We start from the raw sequence: 12,145 nt of genomic DNA, 5'->3' as shown, positions 1-12,145 counted from the left end.
TCAGGCACTGAGATGGAATTAAGTCGGCGATGTGATGGAATCGAAACTATTCGTCTCGGTTTCCTTTAGCTCTATGAGTGGCCTGTGGGAATTACGTAAACTACCCGCACTGAAAGCCGCAAATTCTACCCCGGTTTGCGCAGACGGATCGGACCTTTCGCCGCAGAAGGATCCACGACCGCGCCGCCCTGTGTTATCTGCACCTGTCCGGCCGCGACCATCCGCCGAGCGGCACGACGCGTCGGCTCCAGGAGAGCGCGCCACGATTCGCCGCCAACCGCGCGCGCTACGTCGGACGGGCAGATCGAGGCATTCCCAGCACGCGTCGACAGCAGTTGCTCGATAGTGCGCTCCAACTCTCGGTCGGTGTCATCAACTCCGTGCCGTCGGCACGCGTCGGAGCAGTACTTCACGTTGGCCCAGTCCTGTGCCCAAGACGCCCGCCAGGTGATCCGACGGCCGCAGGACGAGCAGGTGCGCTCGACCGGCGAGACCTGATCGATGTCGGATGCGCGCTGTCGGTGGGCCACCATTCCATTCTGCACCCGTGGACCGTCGCTGTCAGGGGTGGGGACCCCGGTCGTGAACTGGTCACACCCATACGCAAGCCGATAGACGTCTGACGAGGACAGTACGACCGCGGTGAGACACCTACTCTTTGGCGACGAGGGTGGCGGCTCCCGTCTCGAGCAGCGAGTTGCGGTTCACCGCGCCGGAGGCATCCGTTGCGAGCTCGAAGCTGCGGCCACCGAAGACGAGGCCGCGCACATCGAGCGCCCCGGCGATCGGGAGGGGGGAGACCCGGAGCTCGTCGGCCTGCGCGTCGGGTTCGAGGCCCAGGATCGTGCCGATGACGGCGACGGCGGACGCGGCCGACCACGCCTGCGGGCGGCAGGCCGCGGGGTACGGGATCGGGGTGGCGGTCTCCTCGGTCGAGTGGCCGGAGTGGAGTTCCGGCATCCGATAGTCGAAGCCCTCCGCGGTGCGCAGTAGCCCCTCGATCAGGATGGCTGCCTCGGCGCCGAAGCCCGCACGGCCGAGCCCGGCGATCGCGATCGCGGTGTCGTGGGTCCAGACGGAGCCGCCGTGGTAGCTCAGCGGCCAGTAACCGGCGGAATCGGTTGACATCGTGCGGAGACCGTAGCCGGAGCTCAGCTCGGGGGAGACCAGGCGCTTGGCGACCAGGCGCGAGCCTTCCTCGTCGAGGATGCCGGTGCCGAGCAGGTGACCGATGTTGCTGGTCACCGTGTCGACCTTCCGCTTGTGGGCGTCGAGGGCGACGGCGGGGTAGGCGCCGTCGGGGGATTCGATCCAGAACGCCTCGTTGAACCGGGTCTTCAGCACGGCCGCCCAGTCGCGCCAGCCCGTGCCGCCGGAGCGGCCGAAGTGGTCGAGCAGAGCCGCGCCGCCGATGGCAGCCTCGTAGGCGTAGGCCTGAACCTCGCAGAGCGCGATCGGCCCTTCGGAGAGGCGTCCGTCCCGCCACTGGATGGAATCGCCGGAGTCCTTCCAGCCCTGGTTGGCCAGGCCGTGCCCGGTCGAGTCGACGTATTCGAGGAAGCCGTCCCCATCGCTGTCGCCGTAGGAGCGCATCCAGACCAGCGCGGTTTCGAGGTTGGGCAGCAGCGCCTCGACCTCGGCGTCGGGCATACCCCACTTCCAGGCGTCGTGCAGCAGGTTGATCCACAGGGCGGTCGCGTCGACGGTGCCGTAGTAGAGCGGCGGCAGGGAGGTCTCCTCGCCGGGCATGTCGAGGGTGCCCGGGCGCAGCTCGTGCATGATCTTGCCGGGCTGTTCGGCGGTCGCGGCGACCGTCTCGGTGCCCTGCAGCGCGGCGAGCACGCGCAGGGTCGACCCGGCGAGGCCGGTGCCGAGCGGCAGCAGCATCCGGGCGGCCCAGATCGAGTCCCGGCCGAAGAGGGTGAAGAACCACGGCGCCCCGGCGGCGAGGAACACGTCGTCCGGCTGGTCGCGGGTGACCATCCGCAGCCCGGCGAGGTCCTTGAGTGCGGTGTCCACCCAGGCGCCGAGGCGGGAGTCGTCGGCTCTGGCTGTGACGCCGGTCCAGTCGGACGCCCCGCTCGCGCCGCGAACGACGGCCGACGGGTCGACGATGTCCAGTTCCCAGCTCACGCTGACGCTGCCGTGGGAGGGGATCGTGACGTTCCAACGTGCGGTGGTCAGCCCGTTGGCGTCGACGACGAGGTCGGCGCCTGCGGAGGAGAACGAGGCCGTGATTGCGCCGGAGGAGTAGTGCACCCCGACATCGTCGAGTACGGAGGCGACCACGACGTCGGGCGTGTGCACGCCGCCCTTGACGTCGTGGATGATGTCGAATGAGGGCGTGAGCTCGAGCGTCACGGTCGTCTCGATCGGGTCGGTGATGGCGCTGGTGAGCTCGATCGTCTCGGTCACTCGGCCGTCCCGCACCCGGCGTACCCGGTTGAGCAGCACCCGGGGGTCGGCGCCGCGGCCGTCGAGGTGGCGCAGCAGGGAGACGAAGCGGAGCGTGGCGGCATCCGTCACGCTGTGCGAGATATTCTCGGGCACCTGGCCGCCCACGAGCAGCGTGAGGGCGCCCACAATGCGGGTATCGGAGTGGTAGATGCCGTGCAGGGGGCGGCTGCCCAGTGATCCGTCGGGGGAGGACCAGACCTGGGTGGGCGCGGACAGCGCCACCAACTCGTCGTGGAGCAGGGGCTGGTGGGGGTGCTGGGGTGTCTCGGACATGGTTGGGTTCACGACTCCTCGTTGGTTCGGTGAGCCCGGTAGCACTGCATTTCGAGGCCCGATGTGCGACTGGTTGTTGACAGATTCGCGTATTCAGGTAACGTAGCACTCAAGATTTGAACGATCAAACTTTTGAACGATCAAATCACCGCTCATGGCAAGGAGGCACCGTGGCCCGGTTACCGACGATCGACGACGTCGCTCGTGCTGCGAAGGTGTCGAGGCAGACCGTGTCCAACGTGTTGAACACCCCGGCCATCGTCAAGCCCTCGACCCGCAAGCGCGTCGAGGTCGCCATTCGCAAGCTGGCCTATCGGCCGCACGCCTCGGCCCGCCGGCTGCGGATGCGCAAGTCCTCCACGATCGCCATCCGGCTCGACCCGATGACCAACGGCATCTCCGGCGCGCTGCTCGACCGCTTCCTGCACGCCCTGACCGAGCAGGCGGATGCCCGTGGCATCCGGATCCTGCTCTTCACCGCCGCCGACCCTGCCGCTGAGATCGAGCAGATCCGCAAGCTGCGCGCCGGCGCCGACGTGGACGCGTTCGTGCTCACCGCCACCTTCCACGGCGACCCGCGCACCGAGTGGCTGGTGGAGAACGACGTTCCGTTCGTCACCTTCGGCCGGCCGTGGGGTGCCAATGACATGAACGACCCGAGCCACCTCTGGGTGGACGTGGACGGTTTCGCAGGGATGCGCGAGGCAACCATCCACCTGATCGACGAGGGCTCTTCCCGGATCGGCTTCATCGGCTGGCCGAGTCTGTCCGGCACCGGAGACGACCGGCGCCGCGGCTGGCAGACCGCCGTCAAGGAGCGACTGGCCTTTGGCGACGACGACCTCGCCGCCCTCGACCTGAGTGTGGAGGACCGTCTCGAAGACGCGAGGGATGCCGTGGTCGCGCTCCTCCCGAGCGACGAACGGATCGACGGCCTGGTCTGCGCGAGCGACACGCTGGCCCTCGGCGCCATGATCGCCGCAGCATCCGTTGGCCGGAGCGACCTGCCGATCATCGGCTTCGACAACTCGCCCGTCGGCCAGGCCATCGGCCTCTCCAGCGTCGACCAGACCCTCGACGAGGTCGCCGCCGGCGCCCTCGAACTGCTGCTCGGCGAGACCGGGGGAGACCTCGTGCACCGCGACGCCGCCGCCGGGAACACCCGTCACCGGCTCATCACACCTCACCTCGTCAGCCGGCAGCCTCTGCGGCTGCTGGCCCCTGACGCGGTATCGACCCCCACCGCAACCAAGAATGCGGTCGGCAATCACAGGAATGGAAAGGAATAACAATGAAACTACGACGAGGAGCACGCTGGGGTGCCGTTCTGGTGGCCGGCGGACTGTTGGCCAGCCTGGCCGCCTGTTCGTCCGGTGGCGCCGGTGGCACCGACAGCACCGGCGGCGACGTTGCCGGGCAGAAGCTCACCGTGCTGATCGGCTCGAGCGGCGACGCCGAGACGCAGGCCGTGACCGACGCGGCCGCGAGCTGGGGCACCGCAAACAAGGCGACCGTCGAGGTCGTCGCCGCCAACGACCTCACCCAACAGCTGGGCCAGGGCTTCGCCGGCGGCAACCCGCCCGACCTGTTCTACATGGGCTGGGATCAGTTCCAGACCTACGCGAGCAAGCAGTACCTGGAGCCCTACGCCGACAAGGCCGGGAACAAGGATGCCTTCTACCCGTCGCTGACGAGCGCGTTCAGCTACAAGGACAAGTTCTACTGCGAGCCCAAGGACTTCTCCACCCTCGGCCTGATCATCAACTCCGAGAAGTGGGACGCGGCCGGGCTCACCGACGCGGACATCCCCACCGACTGGGCCGGCCTCGAGACGGTCGCCAAGAAGCTCACCACGGCCGACACCACCGGGCTGTCCTTCGGAGCCGAATACGCCCGGATCGGTACATTCATGAACCAGGCCGGCGGATCGATGATCTCCAAGGACGGCAAGAAGGTCACGGCCGACTCGGCTGAGAACCTCGCCGGACTCACCGAGGTGAAGAAGCTCCTCTCCGACGGCGTGCTCAAGTTCCCGGCAGACCTCGACTCCGGCTGGAGCGGCGAAGCGCTCGGCAAGGGCAAGGCGGCCATGGTCATCGAGGGTCCCTGGATCAGCGGGCTCAAGACGGACTACCCCGACCTGAAATACAAGGCCGTTGAACTTCCCGCCGGCCCCGGAGGACAGTCGACCTTCACCTTCAGCAACTGCTGGGGTATCCCGGCCCAGTCCAAGACGGCAGCCGCCGCCGAAAGCCTGGTGAAGTTCCTCACCACTGACAAGCAGCAGCTGAAGTTCTCCGATGCCTTCGGGGTCATCCCGTCGAAGGAGTCGGCCGCCAAGGTCTACTCCACGACGTACCCGCAGAACGAGTCCTTCGTCAAGAGCAACGACTACGCGGTCAGCCCGGTCGCGTTTGCCGGCGCATCCACCGTGATCGGCGACTTCAATTCCCAGTTGCAGGGTCTGAGCACGGCCGACCCCAAGGCGATCCTCGGCACCCTGCAGACGAACCTGCAAGACGCCCTCGACGCCGCGAACAAGTAAGCCGGACATCATGAGCACGATTCGGGGCAGTATCAAACCAACACCGGGTGCCGGCACGGCGCCCGGTGGGGCTGGGGCGGCCCCGAATCGTCGCCGTGGCACATCTCGGCCGAGCCTGCATCGCGGCGAGGCGAAGTACGGCTGGCTGTTCATCACGCCGCCGATCATCATCATCGGGATCTTCCTGGTCGTGCCGGTGCTCCTCGCCATCTGGGTGAGCGTCAGCGACTGGAGCGGGCTCGGCTCGCCGCTGAACCCGCAGGTCAGTTTCGTCGGTTCGAAGAACTTCGAGGCGGTGCTCTCCGACCCGGGACTCGCCCAGAAAGACTTCGGCACGTCCATCCGCAACAACCTCTACTACGTGCTGCTCGTCGTTCCGCTGCAGACCGCACTGGCCCTGTTCCTCGCGGTGCAGGTGAACCGGCGCATCCTCAAGGGGCGCGGCTTCTTCCGCACCGCCTTCTACTTCCCCTCGGTAACGAGCTCGATCGCGATCACCGCGATCTGGTTGTTCCTCTTCGGCGCGACCGGCGCCGTCAACAAGATCCTCGGGTTCTTCGGGGCGAGCGGCCCGGTCTGGTTCGCCGATCCGCGCGGCGTGCTGCACATCATCCTCGGCGCCGTCGGCGTCTCCTCCGCACCGGGGGCACTCACGGGCGGCGGGATGCTCGGGGTCAGCTGGTGGGACTGGCTGAGCGGGCCGAGCGTGGCCATGTGTGCGATCATCCTGCTCGCCGTCTTCACGACCTCGGGAACCTTCATGCTGCTCTTCATCGCGGCCATGCAGGCGATCGGCGCCGAGGTCGACGAGGCAGCCCTGATGGACGGCGCCGGCCCGTTCCGCAAGTTCTTCTCGGTGACACTGCCGATGCTCAAGCCGACCCTGTTCACCGTGCTCACGCTCGGGCTGATCGGCACCTGGCAGGTCTTCGACCAGATCTACCTCACCGGAGGCGGCAAGCCGGGCAAGACCCTGCTGACACCCGCGTACCTGGCCTACCAGAGCTCGTTCAAGGACCTCAACTGGGGCCAGGGTGCGGCGATCTCGTTCATCCTGTTCGTTATCATCATCCTGCTCACCGCGCTGCAGCGCTATGTGCTGCGGGATCGGAAAGACACGGGCAAGGTGAGCCGGGCACTGGCGGGGGCGATCGCCGCCGATCACACCGTCGTCGTCGCGGCGACCACCGTGGCATCCGCTGCAGACCGGGGGTCCTCGACGTCTTCCTCGGGCGGGAGCACCTCCTCGAACCAGACCGGAGAAGAGAAATGAACGCCGTGACCACCCCGCACGCCCCGGCTGCCGTTGCCCCTGAGTCGACGCCCTCACCCAGACCGCGTAAACGATCGATCAGCTGGCGGCTCCGCACCGGCGCGGGACTCAGCTACCTGATGCTCAGCGTGCTCGCCCTGGTCTACATCTACCCGTTCCTGATAACAGTGTCCTCGGCGTTCAAGAGCGACGATGAGGCCACCAACGACCCGCTCCGACTGATCCCGCAGACGTGGTCGTTCGCCTCGTTCGAACGGCTGTTCACGGACGTGCCGCTGCCGCTGTGGACCATGAACACGGTCTTCGTGACCATCACGATCACTCTCGGCCGGGTGTTCTTCGACTCCCTCGCCGGTTACGCGCTGAGCCGACTGCGGTTCCGCGGCCGCGGACTCATCTTCGCAGCCCTCGTCGCGGTGATGGCCGTCCCCGGGGTCGTGCTTCTCATCCCGCGCTTCCTCATCCTCAAGCAGTTCGGCATGTACGACAGCTACGCGGGCATGATCGTGCCGCTGCTCGTCGATGCGGCCGGGATCTTCATTATGAAGCAGTTCTTCGAGTCGATCCCGAGCGGCGTGGAGGAAGCGGCCCGCCTCGACGGAGCCGGCGTCTTCCGCACCTTCTGGACGATCGTGCTGCCCATGGCCAGGCCGGCCCTGGTGACCCTGTTCATTCTGAGCTTTCAGGGCTCATGGAACGAGTTCGGCCACTTCATCGTGTCGCGGCAGAGTCCGGAGACGAACACCCTGACGACGGGTATCGCGTCGCTGTTCTCCGGCCAGCTCGGCTCAGGCAACGAGTATCCCCTCAAGATGGCGGCCGCCGTGCTGATGACCATCCCGGTCGCGATCATGTTCTTCGTATTCCAGAAGCGACTCACCAACACGACGGAAGGCTCTGAGAAGGGCTAGCACCGCCGGTCGGCCCGGCAAATAGCGGGAGTCACGGACAGGGCTGGCGGGGAGGGGCGAGTCGCGCCGCTACTGCCACTACTGCTGCTACTGCCGCTACGGCTCCGCGTCGACCGTGTAGATCGCGGCCTGCTCCGGGGAGAGTAGCGGCGCTGGCAGCCCGACGAGGGCGAGCACTGAACCGGGCAGGGTGATGCCGCCGCCGCCGCCGCCCAGCCAGCCGGGCGGCGCATCCTGCACGGTGCGGGGGGCGCCGCCGAGCGCGAGCGGAGTCACCCGGTAGCTCCGTTCGGGGTCAAGGCCGGGGAATCGGATCGGCGCGGGCAGGGCTGCGAGGGGAGCAGCCAAGGCGACGTAGGCGAACACGGCCGCGGCGCGGTCGGCCGACACAACTCCGTGCAGCTCAAGTGCGGGATCGCTCGGGTCGGCCCGCACAACAGTACCGGAGTGCAGCAGCGGCCGGAGCGCCTTGTACCGGCCGACCCACTCCGCGATCGAAGCCAGCTCGGCCTCGCTCGCCTGGGTTAGGTCCCATTCGATCCCGGCGCTGCCGAAGAGCGCGGTGGCGAGCCGGAAGCCGAGGTCGGCGGTGCGTCCGGTGGTGTGCGCGGTCGCTGCGCCGAGGTGCCCGCCCAGGTATTCGGGCGGCACGAGCACGCCCGTGTAGCGCTGGATCGCCTGTCGTTCGAGCGGGTCGTTGGTGTCGCTGGTCCAGACCCGGTCGACCCGGCTGAGGATGCCGAGGTCGATCCTGGCGCCGCCCGATGCGCAGGATTCGATCTCCACTCCGGGATGCGACTCCCGCACGGCGTCGATGAGGCGGTAGAGGGAAGCCGTCTGCCGGTGTGCGGAGCCGGCCAGCAGGTCGCGATTGTGGTCCCACTTAAGGTAGCTGATCGGGTACTCGGTGAGCAGGGCGTGGAGCCGCGCGAGCAGCCAGGCGAAGGCATCCGGGTTGTCGAGGTCGAGCACCCTCTGGAACCGCCAGGTCGGTGCGCCGTCTGGCCCGAGGACCCAGTCCGGATGCTGCCTGGCCAGGTCGGAATCAAGGCTCACCATTTCAGGTTCGACCCAGAGGCCGAAGTCGAGGCCGGCGCCGCGCACGTGGTCGATCAGCGGGTGCAGCCCATCCGGCCACCCTTCTGAATCGACGAACCAGTCGCCGAGCGCGCGCCGGTCGTCGGATCGGCCGGTGAACCAGCCGTCGTCGAGCACGAACCGTTCGACGCCGACCCGCGCGGCCACGTCGGCGAGCCGGATCAGCGTGGGTAGGTCGTGGTCGAAGTAGACCGCCTCCCAGGTGTTCAGTACGACCGGGCGAGACCGTGGGGCGGGGGCAGGCCAGGAGCGGATCCACGGGTGCAGCCTCGCTGAGAGTCCGTCGAGCCCGGCGTTCGAGTACACCGCCACGGTCCACGGGGAGGCGTAGCTCTCTCCCGCCGCCAGGCTGAGTTCGCCCGGGGCGAGGAGCTCGCCGCTGCCGACGGTGGACGCGCCGAGCGAGCTTTTTTCGGCCCAGGACCGTTTGTCGCCGCTCCAGGCCAGATGGGTGGCCCACACCTCGCCGGCACGGAAGCCGAAGCCAATGCTGCCGGCAACGGTCAGGAACGCGTCGTCGTGGCCCGGGCGGCCGTGCCGTGACTCGCGACTCCAGACGCCGTGGCCGAGGGTACTGCGCTGCGGGCGGCGCTCGTGGCTCCAGAGCCCGGTGAAGTCGAGGATCTCGGCGGCGCGGTCCGGCACCGGTAGGGTGACGTCGAGCGAGCCGAGTTCAAAGGCCGAGTTCGCGGTGTTGGTGAGGGTGTGGCGCAGCCGCAGCACGCCCTGCACGGACAGTTCAAGATCGGTGCACAGATTCAGGCCGAAGGCGGCATCCGTCAGTAGGAGGGCCAGAGTGAGCGGGCCGGCGGAGCTCACCTCGGTGAGACGGAGGTCGAGCGCGGCGGTGGTGCCGCCCGAGCGGAATCCGGTGATTCCGGGCCGGCCGCTCCAGCCCTCGCGGGCAGTCGGGAGCAAGGACAGCCGGAGGGGGATGTCGACCGAGCTCGGCGGGATGGCCGGCACGGCTGAATCGGCCAGCGCGGTCAGGTCGGTGATGGAGAGCGCACCGAGGTCGGCACCCCAGTGCACCACGACGGGAACGCCCGTGCCGCGGGCGTCCAGTACGAAACTGGTACCCGCGGCACGGAGGTGGTGGACCATCGACGGGACACCCGAGGCGGTTGTTGTCCGGACGGGAGAACTCACGTGATCTGCTGCTAACTGGTTGTCACTGCGTGAACGGGTGGAACGGGTGGAACGGGTGGCTGGTCACTGCGACCGGCCACCCGGTGACCGACTTACTTTTTCGACTACTTGTTGACCGGGATCGACTGCGCCGTCATGGCCGCGATCGTGTTGGTCTGGCCGACTTTCAACGCCTCGGAGAGGGTTCCCTTGCCGCTGACCGCAGCCTTGAAGCCATCCGAGACATCATTGTAGGTCTGGGTCATGGTCGGGCCCCAGACGAAGTTCGGGGAGACCTGGGCGGATGCGATGGCGAACTCGTCGTAGATCGCCTGGTCGCCGTAGAACGGCACGCCTGCCTTGAGCGCAGGCAGTTCGAGGCCGGACTTGGCCGCCGGGTAGAGGTTGGCGGACTTGTTCAGCATGGTGAGCGCCTCGTCGGAGGTGTTCAGCCACAGGGCGAACTTCGCGGCTTCGTAGGGGTGCTTGGAACCCTTGAAGACCGCGGTCGATGAACCACCCCAGTTGCCGCTGGCCTTGTCGCCGGCTTTCCACTGCGGGGACTGGGCGACGGCCCACTTGCCCGCCGTGTCCGGGGCGCCGCTGGCGATGGAGTTGGCACCCCAGGCTGCGGAGTTCCAGGTCCAGTTGCTGCCGGAGTTGTAGGCGTTGTTCCACTCATCAGTCCACGGCGGGTTCGTCGACACGAGGTCCCGGTCGATCAGGTCCTGCCAGTAGGCGGCGACCTTGGTTGTGGTCGGGTCCGTCAGGTCGACGGTCCAGTTGTCGCCGTCGTTCTTGAACCACTCGCCGCCGGCCTGCCAGACAAATCCGGCGAACTGGTTGATGTCACTCTGGGAGAAGTTGGTGATGTACCCACCAGTGGCGCGCACTTGCTCGGCCGCGGTGGCGAATTCCGCCCACGTGGTCGGAATCGCGATGTTGTTGGCCTTGAACAGATCGGCACGGTAGAACATGGCCATGGGGCCGGCGTCCTGCGGGATGGCGTAGACCGACTTGTCCTCGCCGAAGTTGACCTGTCCCCAGGTCCAGTCGACGAAGTCGCTCTTCGCGTCGAGCACGCCGTCGCAGGCGGCCAGATTGGTCAGTCCGTCCTGCACGCGGAAGTTCGGCAGGGCGTCGTACTCAATCTGGCCCAGGTCGGGCGCGTTGCCGGCCTTGAGCTGGTTGAAGAAGTTCTGGTACGTGCCGCCGTTGCCGTTCGGGCCGGTCTGGACTTTGACCTGGATGTCGGGGTTGGCCTTGTTCCACACGGCGACGGTTTCTTCCACGCCCGGGATCCAGGTAGTGAAGGTCAGGTCGACCTTGCCCGTGGAGGGGGCACACGCGTCGGCTGACGCGGTGCCGTCGGGGGAGCTGGCGGTGGCGCAGCCGGTGAGGGCGACGGTGGCCGCCGTGAGCAAGGCGACGGCGACTGCTCTTCTCTTCATGTGCATTCTGTTTTTCTTCTCTCTTGGTGAAGGGAATCCGCCTGGGCTGTCCAGACGGCTGGTGCGGGCAAAACGGGAGGTGCGGCGTGGGGCACTACTTGACCGAACCGGCGCTAAGGCCGTTTCGCCAGAAGCGCTGGAGAAGAAGGAAGATGATGATGAGGGGGATGATCGAAAGCAGGGCGCCGATCAGTACGTAGTCGCGCAGCACGGGGATCTGGTTGACCTGCGAGTTCCAGGCGTAGAGCCCGAGCGTCACCGGGAACAGGGTCTCGTCGCGGAGCATGATCAACGGCAGGAAGAAGTTGTTCCAGATGGCGACGAATTGAAACAGGAAGACCGTGACCAGGGCGGGCACCATCATCCGCACCGAGACGGTGAAGAAGGTGCGCACCTCGCCGGCGCCGTCGAGACGAGCGGCCTCGATCAACTCGTCAGGCACACTCGCCGAGGCGTAGATGCGGGCCAGGTAGACCCCGAACGGGCTGACCAGACTCGGCAGGAACACCGACCAGAACGTGTTGGTGAGGCTGATCTGCGAGAAGATCAGAAAGAGAGGCAGCGCGAGGGCCGTGGCGGGCACGAGCACCCCGCCGAGGACAACGTTGAAGATGAGTTCGCGGCCGGGGAAGTTGTACTTGGCCAGGGCGTAGCCGCACATTCCGGCGATGATGGTGCCGATGAGGGCACCGCCGCCGGCATAGAGGGCACTGTTGAGCATCCACTTGAGGTAGACGCCGTCGCGGTAGGCCACCAGGTTGCCGATGTTCTCGAACAACGAGAAGTCGGCGAACCAGAGCGGGTTCGTGGTGGTGAACTGTGAGCGGCTCTTCGACGCCGCGACCAGGAGCCACCAGATCGGCACCAGGAAGTAGAGGGTGAAGACGCCCATCACGATCAGGGCACCCCCGCGGGCCAGCGGGCTCTCGCGCTGGGCCCGCGGGGCGTGCGGGTTCTTCGATTGCACCGGGCGGACCCTGCGCGCCGGGCGCTCTGAGTCGGTCTTCAT

The 12,145-nt window shown here is 67.2% G+C and carries 9 protein-coding genes; 4 read left to right on the top strand and 5 right to left on the bottom strand.

The window, feature by feature from the left end; translation table 11 throughout:
• Window positions 1–125 precede the first annotated feature (125 nt).
• Both IWX77_RS01825 and IWX77_RS01820 read right to left on the bottom strand, forming a co-directional pair.
• Window positions 126–533, bottom strand: a complete 408-nt coding sequence (locus tag IWX77_RS01825) for a DUF2256 and DUF3253 domain-containing protein (protein WP_196842815.1) — start codon at window positions 531–533, stop codon at window positions 126–128.
• Between the two features lie 118 nt (window positions 534–651).
• Window positions 652–2,730 carry a glycogen debranching N-terminal domain-containing protein gene (locus IWX77_RS01820; protein WP_196842814.1) on the bottom strand — a complete coding sequence of 693 codons (2,079 nt, stop codon included), beginning with the start codon at window positions 2,728–2,730 and terminating at the stop codon, window positions 652–654.
• 170 nt (window positions 2,731–2,900) lie between these two features.
• Between IWX77_RS01820 and IWX77_RS01815 the strand changes: the two genes are divergently transcribed.
• The 4 genes from IWX77_RS01815 to IWX77_RS01800 are packed head-to-tail and all read left to right on the top strand — an operon-like array spanning window position 2,901 to window position 7,459.
• The gene (locus tag IWX77_RS01815) at window positions 2,901–4,019 is read left to right on the top strand and encodes a LacI family DNA-binding transcriptional regulator (RefSeq protein ID WP_196842813.1); all 1,119 of its coding nucleotides are present in this window, start codon (window positions 2,901–2,903) and stop codon (window positions 4,017–4,019) included.
• A 2-nt stretch (window positions 4,020–4,021) separates the two neighbouring features.
• On the top strand, window positions 4,022–5,275 hold the full coding sequence (locus IWX77_RS01810) for a sugar ABC transporter substrate-binding protein (RefSeq protein WP_196842812.1): 1,254 nt from the start codon (window positions 4,022–4,024) through the stop codon (window positions 5,273–5,275).
• 10 nt (window positions 5,276–5,285) lie between these two features.
• Window positions 5,286–6,548, top strand: a complete 1,263-nt coding sequence (locus tag IWX77_RS01805) for a carbohydrate ABC transporter permease (RefSeq protein WP_196842811.1) — start codon at window positions 5,286–5,288, stop codon at window positions 6,546–6,548.
• A complete protein-coding gene (locus tag IWX77_RS01800) occupies window positions 6,545–7,459 on the top strand; it encodes a carbohydrate ABC transporter permease (protein WP_196842810.1) in 915 nt (304 codons plus the stop codon). The genes IWX77_RS01805 and IWX77_RS01800 overlap by 4 nt, the downstream gene beginning before the upstream one ends.
• A 96-nt stretch (window positions 7,460–7,555) precedes the next feature.
• On the opposite strand, the gene IWX77_RS01795 is transcribed toward IWX77_RS01800, so the two are convergent.
• The 3 genes from IWX77_RS01795 to IWX77_RS01785 form a co-directional block, all read right to left on the bottom strand.
• Window positions 7,556–9,661 (bottom strand): alpha-galactosidase, encoded by a 2,106-nt coding sequence (locus IWX77_RS01795; RefSeq protein ID WP_196842809.1) that lies wholly within the window; start codon window positions 9,659–9,661, stop codon window positions 7,556–7,558.
• 149 nt (window positions 9,662–9,810) lie between these two features.
• On the bottom strand, window positions 9,811–11,142 hold the full coding sequence (locus tag IWX77_RS01790) for an ABC transporter substrate-binding protein (protein ID WP_442784442.1): 1,332 nt from the start codon (window positions 11,140–11,142) through the stop codon (window positions 9,811–9,813).
• A gap of 88 nt (window positions 11,143–11,230) precedes the next feature.
• Window positions 11,231–12,145 carry a carbohydrate ABC transporter permease gene (locus tag IWX77_RS01785; protein ID WP_196843036.1) on the bottom strand — a complete coding sequence of 305 codons (915 nt, stop codon included), beginning with the start codon at window positions 12,143–12,145 and terminating at the stop codon, window positions 11,231–11,233.

It is taken from the genome of Cryobacterium sp. CAN_C2 (genome assembly GCF_015751745.1).
Lineage (GTDB): Bacteria > Actinomycetota > Actinomycetes > Actinomycetales > Microbacteriaceae > Cryobacterium.
This window is presented reverse-complemented; position numbering and strand designations above follow the sequence as displayed.

Bases quoted from the DNA above. Each gene is read 5' to 3' on its own strand.
- IWX77_RS01825 (WP_196842815.1), bottom strand. From the start codon at position 533: ATGGTGGCCCACCGACAGCGCGCATCCGACATCGATCAGGTCTCGCCG.
- IWX77_RS01820 (WP_196842814.1), bottom strand. From the start codon at position 2,730: ATGTCCGAGACACCCCAGCACCCCCACCAGCCCCTGCTCCACGACGAG.
- IWX77_RS01810 (WP_196842812.1), top strand. From the start codon at position 4,022: ATGAAACTACGACGAGGAGCACGCTGGGGTGCCGTTCTGGTGGCCGGC.
- IWX77_RS01805 (WP_196842811.1), top strand. From the start codon at position 5,286: ATGAGCACGATTCGGGGCAGTATCAAACCAACACCGGGTGCCGGCACG.
- IWX77_RS01800 (WP_196842810.1), top strand. From the start codon at position 6,545: ATGAACGCCGTGACCACCCCGCACGCCCCGGCTGCCGTTGCCCCTGAG.
- IWX77_RS01795 (WP_196842809.1), bottom strand. From the start codon at position 9,661: ATGGTCCACCACCTCCGTGCCGCGGGTACCAGTTTCGTACTGGACGCC.
- IWX77_RS01790 (WP_442784442.1), bottom strand. From the start codon at position 11,142: ATGCACATGAAGAGAAGAGCAGTCGCCGTCGCCTTGCTCACGGCGGCC.
- IWX77_RS01785 (WP_196843036.1), bottom strand. From the start codon at position 12,145: ATGAAGACCGACTCAGAGCGCCCGGCGCGCAGGGTCCGCCCGGTGCAA.